Genomic DNA, 20,596 nt, shown 5'->3' on the forward strand with positions numbered 1-20,596 from the left:
TAACTATTCTACTACTTTTTGTTATAAAACATATCGTTTTAGTCGGCATTTTAAATAGCTAGACATGCGTATGATAAGAAAAAGAAAAAGACGTCTCCCATCATGTATATCTGTTGGGGCAGATATACATGATGGGAGACGTTCCTAATAAAGAAACTTTGATTATTATATCAGGTACCGCAAAAAAGTAATAAACGAAACTTATCCAATCAGTAAACCTAGAAACCTTTCAGTGTTTTAAATATTATTCTTAGTTTTATAGAGAATACTCCCCTAGCTAATCCCTTCCCCTTCGCTTAGTTTTTTTCGAAAAACACTAGGCGATTGTCCAAGGTTTTTCTTGAAGAATCGGCTGAAATGGGCTTCACTTTCGAAACCGCATTGATTAGATAAATCCTTGATGCTTACGTTTGGATACATTTTCATCAGATGGAGAACCTGGGTTAATCGATATTGCATTAAGTACTCCATAATTGTATAGCCGGTTTGTTCTTTAAACAAATGGACCAAATAAGATTTACTAATATTGACTTCCTTTTCGATGTCCTCTAACTGGATTTTTTTATTATAATGATTTTGTATATACGTAGCAATTTGTTGAATATAAATATTTTTTTCATCTAATATGATCGCTGCATCCGTGATGATATACTTATGCAATTTATGGATCGAAAGAAGCAGCTCCACTACCACCACTTTTAATTCATTCTCTTTTTCTAATGAAACAGGGAGCTTAAGCAAATCCTCTATTTTCACAACGAGATTAATGAGATCCTCTGTCGGTTCCCCATTATTGGTTCGATAGATGGTATAGTGATTCTTCTTGAATGGATCTAAAAGATAGTCACTTTGAAGAAAGTTCAAAAGCGGCTCAATCCATTCCGGGGAAAACTGAACAATACTCCGGTCGTAAAGGTTTTTGTCCCCTAGAACCGAGGGCTTATGTAATTTACTCCCATCCATCACAATCATATCCCCTGGCAATAGCTCATAAATTTTATTATCAATTAAATAGGTGCATTTTCCTTGATGGAAAATAAACACTTCATAATGAACATGAGTGTGAAAGCCTGGATCCCGAGAGATCCCTTTTTGGTGTGCAATAGAAAATAATGTGTATTTGCGAGGGTTTGGGGGGTCAATCCGTTTGTCCATTTTTCTAAAGTTCTCCTCATTTTCTTGGTCATTTCATGTTTTAGATTACCCAAACTTTACTAACGGATACAAAAAAAGATGAAGGAACTCTATCCTTCATCCTTGCAAAAAATTATTCTGATTCATGACCTAAATCTTTTTGTACCTTGTTAAGGGTCTTTTTATCTAAATTGTAGACAAATAATAACGCTAAAATAATTAAAATAAATCCAACAATTGGGAAACCTACAGATAAATTTTTAATCCCTGTTGCAGATTCAGCTGTCCAAGTAGCAGCATCGTTTAATTTTAACGTTGGCAGTAAAAAGGCAATCGTAGCTGGAACAACGGAAGAACCTAGACCTTGACCTACTTTACGGACCATAGAATACATGGAATACACGGAACCTTCATTTCGCTTTCCTGTTTTCCATTCTTGATAATCAATCGCATCGGAAACCATTGCCCATGTGTACATAACTAAACCGAACGAGAAGACACTTGCAAGTCCTTGTAATCCAAGCCAAACAAACGGATTAGAAATAGGTGCAATGAGCATCACCAGATAAATGGCAATGGAAACAATCATCGGATAAACAATGATCTCTTTCTTACCAAAACGAGAGACAAGTTTATTACCAACTGTCGCTCCCAAAACCATTGGAATTAAAGTAAGGATAATCGTATAGGAATTCAAGCTTCCATCATTGAAATACATTTGGAACGTTAATGAATTTAACTGCATGGCACCATTTACAAATAAAATTTGCGCCAATGCAACTAATGTAAGACCTAGCATGGCTCGATTTTTAAAGAAATGAAGAATCGTTTCAATGAAGCTGTATTTTTCTTCCTTACTGTTTTCTTTATTTACATGAATGATTCGTTCTTCGGTATTCTTATAAAGCGCGATATAACAGATGATAGCTAAAAATCCAGTGACAATCGTGATGGGGAACATCATGTCCCCTTGGAAAATGCTTTTTGATTCGCCGTCAACCACCATATCTGCATAAATCACCATTGGAATGAAAATTCCGTACAGAATGTTCGGAACGAAACCGCCAATACTTCTAGCTGTTGAAAGAGCTGTCCGCTGTGATGGTTTAGAAGTCATAACAGAACTTAACGCGCCATAAGGAACATTGACAAATGTGTAAAGAAGATCCCATAAGATATAGCTTCCGGCAAATAATACAAGCTTGGCACTGTAAGACCAATCAGAGGCATCGATAAACATAATTGACATGGTAAAGGCTAGGAATGGAGCCATCCGAATAATCCATGGTTTAAATTTATCATTTGTTTTTAAGCGGAAGCGGTCAATGAGCATCCCAATCAGCGGATCATTCACTCCATCTAAAATTTTAGCGATTAAAATTATAAGTGCATAATGAGTTAATTCAATTCCAATAAACTGAGTGAAAAAGATAAACATATACATATTGACTAAGTCAAAACTGAAGTTTCCGCCTAAATCCCCCATAAAATAACCGAAAATATCACGTTTTCCAAAAGGACGCTTTGAGGTATCATAGGTGGTTGACTTCGTTCTTCCATTTGTTTCTGTTACCCCTTGAGTTTCTTTTACAGCTGTTTGTACCGTCATTTCTTTCCCTCCCCATATGAAAGTGCTTTCAATTTGTTCGGCCTTTATGGTGAAAACACTTTTTTTATTCCCCCTCCCAGAAAAGAGGAAGGGGATATTCTAACTTACCGTTTCTTTCACAAAAACAACATACATATTACAGTTTGTTTCGTTTGTTTCATCCTGATTTCCGCCAAGGGTGAGAGTTGTCCCAGCCTGTACGGTTTGTTGAAACACAGTGTGAAGTGTTTCATCCACAATGACTTTCCGTTTCGTTTCATTAAAATCTTCTAGTAACCATTCTGGACGGCTTAGACGGTCATCATGGGCAATATAGACATCCGCCTCTTTAGTTACGGTAAAGTGAATAAGATCCAAGGCTTTATAGTTCTTTTCATTATTGGCTAACTGGATGTAGTCACTGCCAAGGATTGGTTCCATTAGAAATTGAAATTCATATTCCCGGTCAATGAAAATGCGGTCACCAATATTAACAGTTCCTTTTACCCCGCCCACTTCTTCGATTCCTGAGTAAGAAAAATCTGTAATGAGCTGGGATTCCTCTGCCTCGGTTTCCGCAAGCGGCGAGGATTCACTAGGACCATTTCCAATCGGCGGCTCTTCTCCAAGTTTCCCTTCTTGAAGACTAGGTAGTTCCGTTGATAAACCATGTTCGATTGGAACAGGGATAGATTCAACACTAATCGAGTCTGTTTTAAGCCCGTCTACCACAGCTGTTATCTGGATTACTCCAACAGTGAGGGTGGAGCGGATAGCCACGCGATTAATTCCTGCTTCAATATCCAAGTACGTGTGATTTGTGCTACCTTCTTTTCCGCTATTATAGCCGCCCCGCCAAATGGCTGGTCCTTCGATAGTGAAATCAATGTGGCCTTCAAAGATAGGAACACGATTTCCGTCTGCATCTACCACTTCGGCATCAAGTAAAACAATATCTGAACCGTTCGCTTTAAACCCTTCCGGACCAGTGATAGGTGTAAGCTTAACGGCTGCTGCCTCTCCGGTCGTTTTCTTTTCCTGTACTGCGATTCCTTCTTTATTTTGATTATAGGCTAGGGCTTTAATGGTTCCGGATTCCCAGTGAATTTTTTCAAAAGTAAATAGATACGAATGGCTCTTCGAACCGAAGCCTTGCGAGACACCGTTCACAAACAGTTCCACTTCGTCAGCATTGGACATGACGTAGATGTCTTTAACTGTTCCTTCCTTGTAGTTCCAGTGCCCAATGATGTGGACTTGCGGGTCTTCCCGATAGATTGTTTTTGTTGTAAAAAAAGCCTCCTTTGGGAGCATGACGCCATCGACTTGACCGCTTACTCGAGAAACCTCGGAATACACACGTCCATGTGATGTGGAATCAGAAAAAATCCAATTGGCTCCGCCGCAGTGAGCTGGGTGGCTAATTTTCTCAAAATGTTTTGCCTGATTTTTAGCAAATTCCTCTGAAGTCAGGTTATACGCTGAACCAGGTGATGTTTCATAATTTTCATATCCTGGAGTATACCTGTCCCACACTCGCCTTGCTGCTTCTTCGCGGTTATATTCGCCTTCCACAATCGGCTTTCCTTTGCTTTTTAATTCCCAGCTTCCTTCTGTACCAATGGAGACATCAATATAATCCGCCATCGTCAGGTTGCTTCTCCTATGAGCATAGGCGCGCATTCCGTTTGGATCCCACGTATCGGCAATGGCTCTTAACGTCTTCGCTTCCGGCTCTGGAACACTTTGGTTTCCACCCTCCCAGATTAAAATCGAGGGATGGTTTCGAAAATAAATAATCATATCACGGAAGGCTTGTGCACGAATTTTGTACGCGACATCACTGTAAACACCGCCAACCGTGCTTCCTTCGCCGTCCACTCCAGGCTGAATCGTGATAAGACCGTACTTATCCGCAAGTTCGATATCTACCGGTGCGCCAGCTGAGTGTCCCCAGCGAATGAAGTTTCCACCGGCGTCTTTCATTAAGTCAAACATAAAGCCATGCATCCAGTTTGGATAAGCCGCTCCGAGTCCAGCCCATTCATTTGTTGGTCTTTGCCCCCAACCTTTCAATTTTAGAGGCTGGCCATTGATGAAAAATCCTTGGTCACTGGTGAACTCAAATGTTCGAATGCCAAGCGGAGTTTCCGTATCATCGGTTAATTCCCCTTCTGTGTACAGCTTCGTTTTAACTGTATAAACATAAGGATATTGAGGAGACCATCGGTGCGGGTGCTTCATCTGTGCGTCTGAACGGAAGAGAATCTTTTTTCCTGCTTCGACAATCCTCGTATCTTTCATTGACAGGACGATGTTTCCGTCTCGGTCAAAAACGTCTGATACACAATCCACCTGTTTGGCCGTGTCATACTCATTGGCAACTTCTGCTTCTACTGTTATCGTTGCCGTATTATCCGTTATATCTGAGGCATACACATACGTTCCCTGTGTCTTTAAGAAACTATATAAAGGCAGTGTGATATGCAATTTATCTTTTAGATGAAGATATACATTTCGCCACAGACCGCCATGGGTCGGATGCCAGTGAGAATCGTGCCAGCTTAAAACATCGTCCGTTCCTTCCGCTTTATAAGGGAAAGTATTATCGACCATCACGGCTAGTACGTTTTCTTTGTCGGTTCCAAAATGTATATACGGGGTTAAATCATACCCAAAGGGAATAAAGCCATTTTCGCTTTTTCCTTCTAGTTTTTTCCCGTTGATATACACATCAGCTGCTTGACGAGCCCCTTCAAATTCAATGAAAACCTTCTTACCCTTGTCTATCTCTTCTAATTGAAAAGTTTTTCGATACCAGGTTTTCCCCGTGTACATGCTGCGTTCGCCGTTATGGCCGCCTTCCATAAAATTATCGAACGTATCCTTATCGTTAAAGGTGTGAGGAAGACTAACCGTTTCCCAATTTGAATCGTCAAAATGGGGATTACTTGCTTCATTTACATCCTCTTTTATAAACTTCCATGCTGTATTTAAGTTGAATTTATGTTGATTTTTCATTTTTTCTATTTGGTGACTTGGTGAATTGTGGACTATTTTTTGAGTCAACCCTATGAAGCCTCCTTTATTGGATTGTGTCCATTTCAGGAAATAAACCCAATCGATGTAAACCCTTACATTCAAGATTAACCTGCCTTGTTTGATGTAAGGTTAACCCTATTTTAATCAGTAAAAGAGAAAAAAGCGTTAGACCAAATAGCTGAATTTCACCTAAAACTTGACTGAGATGGCTATTTAAGAAAGTAGGAACGGGTTAATTTACTTCCTTCATATAAAAACAAAAAGACTGAAGGGATTTTACTTTCCCTTCAGTCTTTTTATGATTCTGTTCCATTGCAATGTCAAAAATAAACAAAGAGATTTCAAAAACTAGACTATACAAAACTACTTAATAAGAATCTAGATTGCATCTCTTCACTAGGTATTGGCTTACTTAAATAATAGCCTTGTATCATTCCTATTCCAAGAGAACGGACGATATTTAATTGTTCTTCTTCTTCCACCCCTTCAGCAACTACCGTTAAACCTCTGCTGTGTGCAATACTACTAACGGATTTTACAATCTCTTTTTTAGTTTTATTGGTAATATCGTTAATAAACGATTTATCAATCTTGACAGAGTCGATTGGAAGAGTACTCAAGTAGCTAAGCGAAGAATAGCCCGTTCCAAAATCATCTAATGATATGTTAACACCGAAATCTTGTAACTCTTTTAGTTTATTAAGTGTATCTGTCAAATTTGTAATGGCCATGCTTTCTGTAATCTCTAATGTTAAATATTGCGGATTCAGCTCCGTTTGAGACGTTATTTCTTTAATCACTTCCACAATAGTATTGCTTATCAGTTGCTGGTTCGATAAATTGACTGAGATAGAAAGATCATGTCCCTGATCTCTCCACAGTTTCGTTTGTTTACATGCTTCCTTTAACACCCATTCACCAATGGGAACGATTAAACCTGTTTCTTCGGCTATCGGGATAAATTCAGCAGGAGACATAAATCCTTTATCAGGATGATGCCAGCGCAACAATGCTTCTACCGCGACGATTCGGTTTGTTTGTAAATCAAGCTGCGGCTGATAGTATACTTCTAATTCATTCTTTAATAAAGCTTTTCTTAGGTCATTTTCTAACAGCAATTTAGTTGAAATTTCCTCATTCATCGCTTTGTTGAAGAATTTGTAATTATTGCGTCCTGTTTCTTTTACTTTGTACATGGCCAAATCGGCATACTTAATTAATGTTTCAGCATCCATTCCATCCCCTGGAAAACAACTAATTCCCATGCTAAGGGTACAGTGAATCTCTTTTCCATCCAAATTAAACGGGGATGACAGGTATTGAAGGATTTTTTTCACAGTTACCTCTGCCCCATCAGGAGATACATCCTTCAGCAAAAGAATAAACTCATCGCCCCCTTGTCGAGAGACAATGTCCTTATCTTCTACTGCACTGACAATTCGTCTAGATGCTTCCTCTAGAAGAAGATCCCCGATTCTATGACCATAAGTATCATTGATCATTTTAAAGCGGTCAAGATCAATAAACATAACAGCTAACTGTTGTCTGTTCTCCTTTGCTTCTGTAATGGCCTGCTCCATTTGAATGTTGAAATAATTTCGATTGGTCAACCCTGTCAGCGTATCATATTGAGCTAGATAGAGGATCTCTTTGTTTGCTTTCTCTAATTCTTCCGTGCTGGGAATACTAAGAAGCTTAGGCATAAGCAACCAAATCAATATGGCTGTTATTATAGATATGGTTGATGTTAGTGCTGCTGCGATAGTTGTAAGAGGATTCAAATGTTTAAATGAGACTATATAGGGTAGAACGTGCAATAAATGAGTAATCCCGCATAATAGAATAAACAGAGTAAAACAGATATAAATCCATTTAAATTTAAGCTGCTTCCGTTTCCTAACAAAAACTAAAATGGCGATAGGTATGGTGAAATAAGCAAGACTAGTTAATAAATCAAAAATAATCTTGATTGGAATATGCGACGTATGTATAGAAGCAATTACTAGGTTGTTTACTATTTGACTCATTATACTATGTTCTCCTTTGGGGATGTTCAAGTCAGTAATTATGCTAAAGTAATAAATTTATGGTTGTAAAATGGTTTCTTTTATAAATTAAATGAACGACAAAATATTATTCCTAAATATTTTATTGCTTAATTATATGGAATGATTAAATGTACATGCCCTTTTAAATACAGTTAAATCATAGTTAAAATGGTAACCAAATTTTTTTATCTGTTTTTTGCGGTTTATAGGAAATATTTACTATTATATTATAATAACTTAACATATTTATATAGCCTTTGTATTCATTTATGTCATCTTCTTTTCTAGAACTTTGAGTTTTTATATTCAATAATTGAATGATTGACTCCGAGTTTTGTAGTGATACAATCATATGAAATCAAAAGGCTCAGCTTATTGATTAGCTTAACAACAATGATTCTCTCTGTTTTTAAAGTATGTGTTGAAAGAGCGTAGTTAATAGTAGAAGAAATCGCTGCTGACATTGATAGTTAATTGCGGAAAAAAAGGTTCGCAGGATCGGAATTTCAATTTAATATTTTGCAAAATATTAAATTTCCTACAGGCTTTTGTTCATTTCATTGGTATGATTGTTGAAAGACATTGAGTCACAAGAAGGAGTTGTTTTATCTTCGGCTTCTGTAATTAATTATAGAACCATATAGAAAAAAAGTTCAACCGGCAATATATGACTGACTTTATAAGTCCTTTATAATGGAGTAGTCAGGTGGTACCCGTCTAAATCCACTAATATAGGACATCTTACATGGACAAGATGATACGAAAAAATGAACGACAGTATCATTCCTAAATTTTGTTTAATTTCATGTTTCTGTTTGTCCATTCTTCCTTTATGGTAGTAAGATTCCCCCCTGCTCATCAATAACCGTATGTGAAAGTATGGTTGAGATAAAGAGAATGAGTGTAACAGGACTGGAGATTATCCATAAATTAATATGGTTCATAAGACCAGATTAATTAACTTGGGGATGGTTACAATCAATAAAACATTAGTTATACCCAATGGATACAAATCTAAGCTTGATTTAAGACATACAGAAATGGCGATTAATCAGATAAAAAATCATTTTGAAGGTGAACTTTCAAGCTCGCTAAATTTACTAAAGGTATCGGCACCATTACTAGTCATTGAGGATCGGGGAATAAATGATAACTTGAATGGCGTTGAGCGAATGGTTTCTTTTGAAGCTTTAGATATTAATAATAAACAAATTGAAATCGTTCAATCATTGGCAAAGTGGAAAAGAATGGCCCTTGCTAGATACGGCTTTGTCCTTGGTGAAGGACTTTACACAAATATGATTGTCATAAGGAGAGATGAACAGTTAGATAATCTGCACTCCGTGTATGTTGATCAATGGGACTAGGAGAAAGTCATCTCTAAGGAGCAGCGCAACCTAACTACATTAATAACTGAAGTACAAAAAATCTATAAAGCTATAAAATCAACCGAAAGCTACTTGTATCAATTTCATCCTGAACTTAAGCCTGTATTACCGGATGAAATTTACTTTACGACAACCCAGGAACTTGAGGACTTGTACCCTGATCTCACTCCAAAGCAAAGGGAAGATAGAGTCACCCAAAAATATGGTGCAGTATTTATCATGCAAATTGAAGGGCTATTACGTTCTGGAAAAAAGCACGATGGACGTTCACCGGATTATGATGATTGGACGCTAAATGGAGATATTCTATTTTGGAATCCTATTTTAGAAAGAGCGATTGAAATTTCTTCAATGGGTATTAGAGTAGATGAAAAAACACTGTTAAAACAACTAGCTCTTGCTCACAATGAGGATTGAAGAGTATTAGAGTATCATCAATCCATACTAAATGGCAGCCTTCCTTATACCATAGGCGGAGGAATAGGTCAGTCTAGATTGTGCATGTTCTTACTAAAGAAAGCACATATTGGTGAAGTTCAAGCTTCTGTATGGAATGATCAAATAGTTAAGGATTGCAGAGAAAACCATATTAATTTGATGTAATAAGGTACATCAGAAAAATCCATGAAGGGTCTTTCTTTTATAAGATTTATCATCTCCCCGATAACCTCCTACAGTAAGAGAGACGTAAAATGTCCCGCTGTTAAGGGGGATTTGTTACAATTTGCAGATTGAGCATAAATCAAAATAACCACTTTTTTTATGCAAAGTAGAAAAGTACAAAAGGCTGTCCAAATGTCAAGAATACGGTCTTTTTGGACAGCCTCTCCAACTAGGTACTAGTTAATAGATAAAAATATTGATACTTTTCTTCTTTTTCCTTATATTTTATAAAAACCTAGGTCAAACATTAACATTACTGTTGTTTTTTACCCAGGACATTAGTCTCCAAAATACCGTACCATCTATTCTAAATGCAGTTGTTACGATATCCCCCTGCCAAAGTTGAGTTTTTTAAGTGAAAAATTTAAAAATAGAACTTGCACCGATACCTGCGGCTAAGAGGAGCATAGCCACACCCCCGCACCCTTGGCGTTCAGCTAGGTCCTCTGCATATTCTTTTGAGCAATGTCTACATAGAGTGTAACCCATCCTTTTAGCCTCTTCTTCTTTCACTTTTCTAGCTGCAGTTGTCCCCTTTAGGATCCGGGCTGTCGTTGGGCAATCATCATCAAAATAGTGATAGTATTTACCTGTTCTCGTTATATAGACTTCATCACCATGGTGCATTCCATTTTAAGCTCCTTCATCGTCAAGTTGATGTAAGATCCTCACTACTTCGAAACAATCCATCTATTTCATTTCAAAAATTCTGCTATGATCTAAAGCCTTTAACTGACTGGTACTTTTTGGGGTTTTTTTTTGCCACTTTCTTTTATAAGGTTCATCATTTTCTGCAACTCTTCCCCTTTATTACGCTGCCAAGCTGGTGCAAAGACCCTGTAGATGTTCCAACCCAAATTTTCAAGTACATTCGGTCGGAGTCGTTCGCGATCCCTTACCGTTTTTCCGCGTCTATATATTTCTCCATCTGTCATAATCCCTAACAGTATTCTTTGATCATCATGAGGGTCAACAATAGCCAAATCCACTTTAAATTCAGAGTTTCCGATTTTTTTGATTACTTTATATCCTTTTCCTTCTAACTCAGCTAGAATATCCTGCTCTAAACTTGATAACCTATCTTCCCTACTAGATGAACCATTATGATTCGAAGCTCTAACTAATTGCCCTTTACTTTCTGCATAAGATAAATATTTTTTTAATAATATTGGTCCTTGACTCTTTAACTTTTTGTCTTCAAGATCCTTATCTAAAATACTTGATACTACTTTAATTTCGTATTTTGCACGGGTAATAGCCACGTTCAATCTGCGTTCTCCCCCTGCCTGAGTAAGTGGTCCAAAGTTATAATGAATACTTCCATCCGCAGCTTTACCAAATCCTATACTAAAGATAATGGTATCCCTTTCTTCTCCTTGAGAATTTTCTAAGTTCTTAATAAAAAAGGCTTCTTCCTTTTCTTCATCGAAAAATTCCCCATATTGCCTATTGTTTTTCATTTGTCTTTCCAATTCAGCTCGAATGGCTTCCTCTTGCTTGACATTAAAAGCGATCACACCTAAAGATCTTTCAGGTGAATGTTTGGCATGTTCTAAAACTAGCTCCACCACTGTTTCAGCTTCCCGCTTATTTGTACCGCTTCTTCCCCGATCATAAATACCATCTTCAACATATACAAGTGAAACACCATTTCTCTTATCATGAAAAGCACTTGGAAAGGTAATCAGCTCATCGTTATAGATATAATGATTGGAAAAAGCAATTAATGATTCATGCCGGCTACGATAATGCCATTGCAACGGTTCCGATTTTAAAAACATGGAACATTCATCAAGAATGCTTTCATATATTTCATCATCTCCTCCAGCATGATCATCTTTCTGTCCAATCCCACTAAAAAAGCTAGATGGCGGTAACTGTTTCCGGTCACCAGCGACAATCAATTGCTTTCCACGAAGAATAGAGCCAATCGCATCTTCCGAACGCACCTGTGACGCTTCATCAAAAATAACTACATCAAATTGCATTCGCTCCACATCAATAAATTCACTTACAGATAATGGACTCATCATCATACATGGCTTTAAGTGCTGAACTAAGTTTGGTATCTCCGAAAATAACAAGCGAATGGGTTTATGACTTCGATTTTTTTGAAGTTCCCGTTCTAATACTTGTCTCTCAGGTAAAGCCTGTTTCATTGCAACAAAAGTAGACTTTCTTTTTTTCAACACATTATACAAACGATCTTGATTAGAATGAATATAATTGATATCTAGAGAACGAAAATTCTCTATCGTATTTTGATGATTTTTCAAACTAAAATGAGCTAAATAAGGCGTTTCCTTATGAATGTACTCAATCAATCGAATGTAAAACTGCTTAAGAAATAAATCAACATATGAATATTGATGGTATGACGAAGCAGGGGCCTCTAACAATTGATCTACAAAAGAACTCAAGCCCAATGATTTTGCTTTTTGTTGCAGCTGATTCAATTCGAATAAACGTTTTAATTCATCGATACGCTTTGCCCATTGGTGTAACTGAGCAATAATCTCCTCTAGCGGTGCGTGATTAAATTGTTCTCCTGAAAACAACCGTTTATTGATTGGGAACACATATCCAAGAAATTCTCTAGCCTCTTTACTTTCATCCCAAGTTTGCTTCACTCTAAACAGGTTATTCAATAAGTATTCATAGTCATTCGATTCGTTCATAAGGGAATCAATCAGTTTCTCAGAAAGTTCACCTTCAACATAGTCCTTCAACATTTCTACCCATTTAATGGATTCTGTTACGGCTTCCCAATTTGTATTTACACCATGATACATTTCCCCAAATACCGTTTGATAAAAGGGATCATTTTGTTCTATGAACGCTTCTATTTCTTTTACTTGCTTCACTTTGTCAATCACTTCTATTAATTGATTAAATGTACAGGATGATCCATCCGAGATTGAATACTGCATGATACTACTTCTTATATCCAGCCATTCCATCATGATATTTTCTATTTTTGTAGACCACTCATGAATATTAATCAGCTGCTGCTTATCAAAATGCCCCTTCATCTGCATAACATAATGATCAAATAACGCCAGATTGACTTCTAATTGATTTAACGCTTTGACAAGATGACTTTCTTTCTCTGCTATTTTTATCGGCTGAAAAGGTTCAAGGCAAAGGAATGTATACAGTGAATGTGTCGATAGCCCTTTTTCTTGGAGAGCATCATAAAGTTTGAAAAAGGATTCGAGACTTCCCTTTAATAAATCCCAATTAATTGAAACACTGTCGATGTCTACTCCTAAAGTGTCTTTCCAATCCTCCTTCTTACTCTGTATCATTTCTTGTAAGTATTGAACGGTTTTTATTAGGTTCAGGTCTGAGATGACTTGATCGTAATTTCTAATGCTTTTACTAAATTGCTGAAAATAGGTTTGATCGGTCTTATATTGCTTTGTTGCAGCAATCACTTGATTTAACCCCTCTAATAATACGATTAGATCATCGGTTTCCGTAATGGATGGAAGGGATAGTTTTTCTTGAACCCTATCAAAGTGCTCGAGCACATGACTTAAATAATCTTTCATATTTTTTAAAGAATAGGATGAAAGTTTATCTCTTTCAAACATAACCTTTTCACTCATTCTCCTGATGGGAATTCCTTCGTCACTTAAACGCTCGCATACTGTAAATACAGATTGCATACTGTTATAGAGCATCTCCCAATCCGTATTCAGTTCTTGATAACCATTTCCAAAAACTCGAAGAAGGTGTTCTTTTTCTTTATCCAACCATATTCTATGATGCTGCACTTGCTTAATTAAGCTGATCTCTTTTAGATACTGAGCATATGGCTGATGAACAAAAGACCCTTGTTTTTGAAATACGGTTACATCCGCTCGATATTGATCAGTGACAGAAAGAAAGTGATTCAGCCATTGTAATACATCATCAAGATTTGTGTATTCCACTAACGGACTTAGGTGTAAATCATTGGAAACGTTCCCTATGATTTGTTCCAGTATTTCAAGAGCTTGTATCATTCTGTTGTGTTTATTCCGAACAGATTGATTAAACGTTTGAAGTACTGTACCTTGCATTAATAAATGGGAATAAAAATGTTGAATTTCGTTAGTGTGTACACCTAAACTTGCTAGTAGCCCACATATCTCTATAACTGCCTCAACACTTTCTTTGATTTCCTCCCAACCTGTTTGTTCGCCCCGAAAATCCAGACCAAGCCATTCCTGCAATATATCTTGGTTAAGCCATTCTTTATCTTTATTGATTTCCGTCATTAATGTAATATCACGAACATACTCATTAAAATTTGTTTTGACTCCTTCTTTTTGATGAGCCTTTAACAGTTTGACATCATTTCGATACTGCTTTTTAAAAATACTCGAAAGGGAATGATACTCTGCAATAAACCTTTTTTGCATTTCCATCACTTCAAGCTGCAACACCGCTGCGTCATATCTTTCTTGCAGCTTTACCATTCTATCTTTATAAGATGTTGATTTTTCTTTTCCCGTCGTCATATACTGCAGTATTTTTGAACGTTCTAACGGATCAAACCAATGTGCGGTAGGCCAGCATTTCACCTTGTTCATCGCTTCATAAAGCTGTGCAATCTCTTTCACCTTTTTTGGCGTGAAAATGAGACTTCCCATACCTAATGTTTCGTTTGCCTCTTTTTCGTAAGTTTGCAGCTCTTCTATTAGGTCAACCGCCTGTATGATACTCTCGATAACCTCACTATTTGAATTCCAGACATGCTCCAAGCTCTCAATGTTTTTAAAATAAGTTGGATATTCCTTATTTAAACGCTCCTCAATCGGTTCTACTTCAAGATTAATAATGGATTCACCATAATGATTTGTTAGCTCTTCTTTCTGTTTTTGATATTCTTCATGAATCTGTCTCGCATGGTGTAAGTCAGATTCAAGCTTCCTTTTCATTCCCCTATCAAACCATTCTTGAGTCGGTTCACATTTTATTTGAAGAATGGTCTCGTAAAGTTCAACAAGAAATTTCAATTGATCTATAGTAAATAAAGGTCTAGGCAGATTGAAATGCCTGCTAAATTCTTGAATAAAATCATATAAATCACTAAGGGACGAAGACATTTTATGAATAATCTCCATTGCTCGTTCATCATTTTCCCAGAATTCCTTTAAAGCGTCTAAACTCCTAAAATATTGAGGATATTTTATGTTAAAGCGCTCATCTAATTCTTTTAATTCCAAATGAATAACAGATGAATCATAAACTTCAGTTAATTTGCTTTTCGCCTCCTTGTACCTAGTAGTCATTTTAAAAGCAGCTTCAAATTGTTGTAATACAGTATTCCTATTTTCAGATTGAAACCAGTGTAAAGTTGGTTGAAACTTTACTTCTTTTAACTCGCTTAAAAACTCTGCGATAAACTTCATATGGTTCAAATCAGGATTGGCTTCTACTATCCCTAAATTTTCTTCAGCCCATTGATAACCTGCTAGCAATTCCTTAATGGAAGAGGTTATTCGTTTAATAAGATGAAGCATTTGTTCATCATTTTGAAAGAAAACCGAGCCAAATTCTCTGACTGATAATCCAAATGACTGTAAGCTTGTTACATATTTATCCAATAAATCTTCTTCCAACTGTTTGACATCTAACGTAAATATCGAAGAGTCGTACTTTAGTTGTACGATATCCTTTAGTTTTTGATAATCATTCGACTTCTGCTTTGCTTCTAAAGAAATCCCGCTGTAATCCTCGTAGAACCAATTCTCAACCAGATAAGGTTTAGTTTTTAAATGTTCCAATAGATCAAAAAGCTTTCTTAACTGCATGGGTGTCATTTTTTCATTAAACGATAATAAATAATCACTTTCCTTCAAAAAACGAATGATTTCACTTAGCTGTTCTTTTAACTGTGAAAAATGCAAGATAATATTTTCTTCCATCCGATAGGTTAATTCTTTTAACTGATGATCTCTCCAGAGCTTAATATAATGCTGCTTTGTAAACAAACTTTTAACTGTATTTAAATGGTTTAAAAATAGCTTTGTCTCCTCGAAATCACTGGTACTATATTGATGATTAATATCAGGTACAGAAAACGTAAGATTTGGAAGATGATTTAAGCTTGAAAGCATACCATAAGCTTCAAACAATGACATCCTAATCGTTCCTCGTGTTTCGTGCAATTCACTCACATACTCATCAAGTGTATGTTTGATGTCACCATAAGTTTTATAGGAAATTTCCTCCGCTTTTCTCGTTTTAGAAAGTCGTAATACCCTTCCTAACTCTTCAATGATTGCTTTCTTATTTGTTTTATTGCTATGTAATTCTAAGCAAAAATCGCCAATATTCTTTTCTTCCAAACGTGACTTAACCACTTCAAGAGCTGCTGCTTTTTCACTAACAAAAAGAACCGTTTTTCCTTCCCCAAGCAATTCAGCTATAATATTTGTAATCGTTTGACTTTTACCTGTACCAGGCGGGCCCTGCATAATAAAACTTTGTTCTTTTCTCGCTGCAAGAATGGCTTGTTGCTGACTTGAATCCGCATCTACAATTTGATAGGAATGTTCAGGTGGTTCTTTTCGATCAAACTCTTCGATAGAAATAGTTTTTTCACGATCCTCTTCATTCTCAACTGCTGCTCCACCAATTTGCTTAATAATAGGATGTTGATAATACAAAGAACGATACGTTTCAAATTCTTTATACATAGAAATTTTATTAAACGAAAATAAATCAAGATAGGCACTTTCTTCCATTCCCCATGATGGCCGACCTTTCAACGCCTCTTTATAGAATTCAATAATGTTCGTAACTGAAGACCCTTCTTTTAACCCTTCCGTTTCGGTAAAGTCCGCTAAATGAAGGTCAAAGGTTACTTTTAATTTTTGTAATAATACAGGATTGAAAATAAGATCTTCTTCTAACGCTCTAATGGAATGAAAAGTGTTTCCTCTTTCTTTTTTTAATTCGACAGGTAATAATAATAATGGAGATTTCCATACTTCTTGTTTTTTCCCAGGTTCATGCCATTTTAAGAAACCAAAAGCGATATAAAGAACATTCACCCCTTGTTCTTTCATTACATTTAATGCATCTAATCGAATTTTATTTAAATCCTTTTCAAATTTTTCAACTTCTTGTTGAACCTTACTTTCTATTTCTTTTGCTGCTCTAGATTCTTCCCCTTCTAATAGCTTTTTCCCTAACACATCCATCCAACAGGTAAGAGACCACCGCATATAAAAGGATTGTGCTGCGGACTGATTTTTTTGTTCCTTCATCCATTGATCAATGTCTACTACATCGATTTCTTTCTCAGCCTTTATTAACCGGTCGAGCATTCCTATTCTAGATAATTGAACGATACTGTTAACCATATCTGGAAAATCTTCAAACCGTTTATGCAGGAGTATTCCTACCCTTTCTGGATCTGCCACAATCCCTAGACCATGGCTTCTTATCAGTTTCGCTAAAAATTCCACCATATATTTATGTAAGTAATCTGGAATTTCGAATTCATGCGAATCATCGAGCAAAAAAAGCCGATCTTTCGTTAAATCCTTTCTAAAATCAAAATATCGTTGAAAAGGAATGGATTTTTCATTCAATAGATCCTTGTATAATTGATTTAAAGAAGCCGGTATACGAACCGTTTTGGCAGTGCTTTTATAAGATAAGAGCTTATTTCGTTTGGTTAAATCAATTAGTTGAGATCTCCACTTCTCTAACTTCTGATCTAATAGTGATTGCTCCATGATTCTCACCTCCATACTCATTCCTTGACTTCAAACGGATTGGTCAGCGTTCCTTTTCCTTCTAAACGAATCCTTGATTTTAATGCAATAACAGGACGAACTCCTATGCTGCCATCATAGGAATAACCATTTGTCATTTTTCCTTCCGCATTCACTATATACACTAAATGGGGTGAATCTGGATGTGGGTCCTGTAAAAAGTAACACCAACTTTGATTAGGAGAAATAAAATCAAATGTAGGATCCGCTTCTTTCATAGCTTCTTCGGTTGGATTCGATCGTAAATCATACCCTCTGCCCATCAAATACGTTTGCGCTTCCTGCATCCGTAATAATGAAACAAGCTCTTTTTTATTTTGATAGCTTGTTAATAACTCCCTTTCCCATTCAGTAAAGTTTCCAGAGGCTAGAAATCCCTTTTCTGTTGAATAGGGATTTATTTCATTCCACACATGAGACTTACTAGGGGGAGTAGATGAATACTTGACTCTTAATTTATCGGAGTTTAACCATTGCTGAAGCGGCGAGCTCTCCCATTGATTTGTAAATAAGCCTATTTGAGAATGGCGATCAATGACGTTGTAGCATTTTAAAGACAAAACATGATAGGATAAGAGGAAGAGTTTCCCTGAATGATCGACATCTATAATCATCCATGTAATCGGTACCCCATTATATTTTCCAAATGTCACATACTTCCCAATGGCTAACTCTAAAAAGGATACCCCTGAATCTTGAATGATTTCTCTTAACTCTTTATGTGATTCAAAAAGGTGACCAAGAGAATCCTTCTTATATGTAAACTTCTCTAGCTTTCGTTTACTTCTTTGAGCTCGAGTGGAATCAAACGAATAAGAATCTAAACGACGAATAATTTGCTGCTCAATACTTCTATTCAGTTGTTCTTGAGCCACTTCGATTAATTTCTGCTCCTGTTTGGAACAAGAGGAAAGCAGCGTTAACAGTCTTCTTGTACTATTAGTGTCCAATACAGTATCTCCCTCCTTTCCAACTACGCAATCATGAAATGGATTTATTTTATTCTTCTAATTTAAAATTCATATTGGCAAATGTAATGTGGTCTCCAGGTTTAATGCTGTATTCAATACTTTTTTCTACCTTTTTGCCGTTAATTTTCGTACCATTTGTACTATGTTGATCAATGATTACATAGCCATCATTTTTTAAGAGTATTTCTGCGTGCTCACTACTCACATACAAATTATCTTCAAAATAATGTGAAGCTATGGTACCATCCCTTCCTATTATTCCCCCTTCAAAAGGAATATCTACAACAAAACCATCTTTCATGCTCACTAACTTCAGTTGTGCTAAACGCATCGTTCTCATTGGTTGTTTTTCTTTTTTCTCTTGTGTTTCGTTTACCGCTCGCTTTTCTTTTTCACCTTCTGAATCATCAATAAATTCATGATCATCCTTCTTTTCTTCTTTAATGATCGTGGGATGGACAAAGGATATATCCGCTCCACATTTTTCACATTCTAAAAAACTAGTATCATTCTGATGCTCACAATATTCACAGATCCGACATTCCATTCCTTTCCCCCTTATCGTATGACTTACTATTCAAACATCTTTTTATGCAGGTCGCCCTTTTGATTGACTTGCTTTTTCTGATTGGCACGTCTGACATTTTTTCTTTTTGATAAATCAATAAAGCTGACATATTCTTCACATGTTGGTTTTAAATCTTCATTTGTTAATTCAATTCCTTTTGTAAGGAGTTTTTCTCTAATCACAGGATATTTCTCACAAAACTTCTCCATGTTCTCCATCATTCTTACTTTTTCAAGCGAAGATGCTTCTCGTTTTGGACCTTCACTAATCCCAGCTACTTGAAAAAGTAAACTGCCGTCATCTGATGCTGAAACATTAATCACTGAATCTTCTCCAAAATCATATAGCTGCTGAACCACTCGACGTTTAGGCGTTTGCATAATATCTGAAGAAACCACCTCGTACCCTAAAGAGGTCATAATTTCGTTCACACTATTCGCAATGTATTCTGTCTCCTCTTTTTCGCGCAACTGCTTTTCAAGAGTTGAAATATCTTCTTTTAACGCTTCCACTTGTGATGGTCCATCCTGAATGGAAAATGGATGTTTTACAGTTTCCTTATCCAACATCTCACATAATGTTTGATAAGAGATAAGAAGAAATTCGAACTCTTGTTCCAACTGATTAAATACTCCGATTTCTCTATCATATTTAGACTTTGTCGTTAAAAAGGCTTTTAATCTCTGATCAATTTGAGCATATCTATATTTTTTATCCCATTTTTCATCCTTAAAGATGGATTCTGTCCTAGAATACAAAGCTTTAATTTCTTCTATATTTTTCTTTTGTAAATAGTTGCTTTCTATGTATGGTAAAATCAACTCGTTAAAAAGATCCCACTGTTGTTGCAATAATAGGGTTTCACTTTCGTCATCTTTAGAATGGCTTAATGATAAGTCTATATTGGTTTGTGATTTAATCTCTAAATGACGACTACGATTAATGAAACTTTTCTCTGCATCAATGACCTTCTTTTCTTTTATGATACTTTGCAATTCCTCGCATGTTAATGCTAATTCATTCTCAAAATATTGACGTGATGTAGAAATTAATTGCTCGAGATTTTTCTGGTATGCTTGCACCGCAGGCAGCGTTCGCTTTTCATATTTGCTAGGAAAACGATTGATTTTTGAGAGTGACTGTTGTTTTTTAGTCAAAAATGAATCAATAACAGGGTGTTCCCCTAACACATGCCGAGCTTCATCAATCGCACTCACTCCAAACCCTTCGATGGTTTGTTTCATATTATTTAATTTTGGATATAGCTTCTCAATCTTTTGATCCATTTCTTTTAGCTTTCTTTCTTCCTGTCGGCGACGTTCCTCTTCCATTCTTCTTTTTCTCTCTTCTTCTTGTCTCCGCCTCTGTGCTGCGGTTAAGCGAGGACGACTATATTTGGGACCACTCATGACCACA

General features: G+C 36.4%; 9 protein-coding genes and 1 pseudogene. 1 reads left to right on the top strand and 9 read right to left on the bottom strand.

Annotated elements, in window-relative coordinates:
- Positions 1-273: 273 nt before the first annotated feature.
- The 4 genes from F4V44_RS12260 to F4V44_RS12275 form a co-directional block, all read right to left on the bottom strand.
- On the bottom strand, positions 274-1,155 hold the full coding sequence (locus F4V44_RS12260; RefSeq protein WP_150440305.1) for an AraC family transcriptional regulator: 882 nt from the start codon (positions 1,153-1,155) through the stop codon (positions 274-276).
- A 112-nt stretch (positions 1,156-1,267) separates the two neighbouring features.
- Positions 1,268-2,743, bottom strand: coding sequence for an MFS transporter (locus F4V44_RS12265; RefSeq protein ID WP_150440306.1), 1,476 nt, complete (start codon positions 2,741-2,743; stop codon positions 1,268-1,270).
- A 99-nt stretch (positions 2,744-2,842) separates the two neighbouring features.
- The gene (locus F4V44_RS12270) at positions 2,843-5,791 is read right to left on the bottom strand and encodes a glycoside hydrolase family 2 protein (RefSeq protein ID WP_150440307.1); all 2,949 of its coding nucleotides are present in this window, start codon (positions 5,789-5,791) and stop codon (positions 2,843-2,845) included.
- Between the two features lie 326 nt (positions 5,792-6,117).
- Positions 6,118-7,791: a putative bifunctional diguanylate cyclase/phosphodiesterase gene (locus F4V44_RS12275; RefSeq protein ID WP_150440308.1), complete on the bottom strand. Its 1,674-nt coding sequence runs from the start codon at positions 7,789-7,791 to the stop codon at positions 6,118-6,120.
- Between the two features lie 989 nt (positions 7,792-8,780).
- On the opposite strand from F4V44_RS12275, the pseudogene asnA reads away from it, so the two are divergent.
- Positions 8,781-9,803: pseudogene (asnA, locus tag F4V44_RS12280) on the top strand (aspartate--ammonia ligase).
- Positions 9,804-10,214: 411 nt separating this feature from the next.
- Here asnA and F4V44_RS12285 read toward each other — a convergent pair.
- From F4V44_RS12285 to F4V44_RS12305, 5 genes are all read right to left on the bottom strand, one after another.
- Positions 10,215-10,490, bottom strand: a complete 276-nt coding sequence (locus F4V44_RS12285; RefSeq protein WP_150440309.1) for a MutS N-terminal domain-containing protein — start codon at positions 10,488-10,490, stop codon at positions 10,215-10,217.
- 101 nt (positions 10,491-10,591) lie between these two features.
- Positions 10,592-17,602, bottom strand: coding sequence for a DUF4011 domain-containing protein (locus F4V44_RS12290; protein ID WP_191090650.1), 7,011 nt, complete (start codon positions 17,600-17,602; stop codon positions 10,592-10,594).
- A 17-nt stretch (positions 17,603-17,619) separates the two neighbouring features.
- Positions 17,620-18,591 carry a DUF6273 domain-containing protein gene (locus F4V44_RS12295; RefSeq protein WP_150440311.1) on the bottom strand — a complete coding sequence of 324 codons (972 nt, stop codon included), beginning with the start codon at positions 18,589-18,591 and terminating at the stop codon, positions 17,620-17,622.
- 49 nt (positions 18,592-18,640) lie between these two features.
- Positions 18,641-19,159, bottom strand: coding sequence for an FHA domain-containing protein (locus F4V44_RS12300; RefSeq protein WP_150440312.1), 519 nt, complete (start codon positions 19,157-19,159; stop codon positions 18,641-18,643).
- A gap of 26 nt (positions 19,160-19,185) precedes the next feature.
- Positions 19,186-20,589 (bottom strand): hypothetical protein, encoded by a 1,404-nt coding sequence (locus F4V44_RS12305; protein WP_150440313.1) that lies wholly within the window; start codon positions 20,587-20,589, stop codon positions 19,186-19,188.
- Positions 20,590-20,596 lie beyond the last annotated feature (7 nt).

This window comes from Niallia endozanthoxylica (assembly GCF_008710145.1).
In the GTDB taxonomy this organism is placed as follows: Bacteria; Bacillota; Bacilli; order Bacillales; family Cytobacillaceae; genus Bacillus_BD; species Bacillus_BD endozanthoxylica.

What these genes read in the sequence shown, in the direction of transcription:
- F4V44_RS12260 (WP_150440305.1), bottom strand. Translation starts at nt 1,155, where the DNA reads ATGGACAAACGGATTGACCCCCCAAACCCTCGCAAATACACATTATTT.
- F4V44_RS12300 (WP_150440312.1), bottom strand. Translation starts at nt 19,159, where the DNA reads ATGGAATGTCGGATCTGTGAATATTGTGAGCATCAGAATGATACTAGT.
- F4V44_RS12285 (WP_150440309.1), bottom strand. Translation starts at nt 10,490, where the DNA reads ATGCACCATGGTGATGAAGTCTATATAACGAGAACAGGTAAATACTAT.
- F4V44_RS12265 (WP_150440306.1), bottom strand. Translation starts at nt 2,743, where the DNA reads ATGACGGTACAAACAGCTGTAAAAGAAACTCAAGGGGTAACAGAAACA.
- F4V44_RS12275 (WP_150440308.1), bottom strand. Translation starts at nt 7,791, where the DNA reads ATGAGTCAAATAGTAAACAACCTAGTAATTGCTTCTATACATACGTCG.
- F4V44_RS12290 (WP_191090650.1), bottom strand. Translation starts at nt 17,602, where the DNA reads ATGGAGCAATCACTATTAGATCAGAAGTTAGAGAAGTGGAGATCTCAA.
- F4V44_RS12305 (WP_150440313.1), bottom strand. Translation starts at nt 20,589, where the DNA reads ATGAGTGGTCCCAAATATAGTCGTCCTCGCTTAACCGCAGCACAGAGG.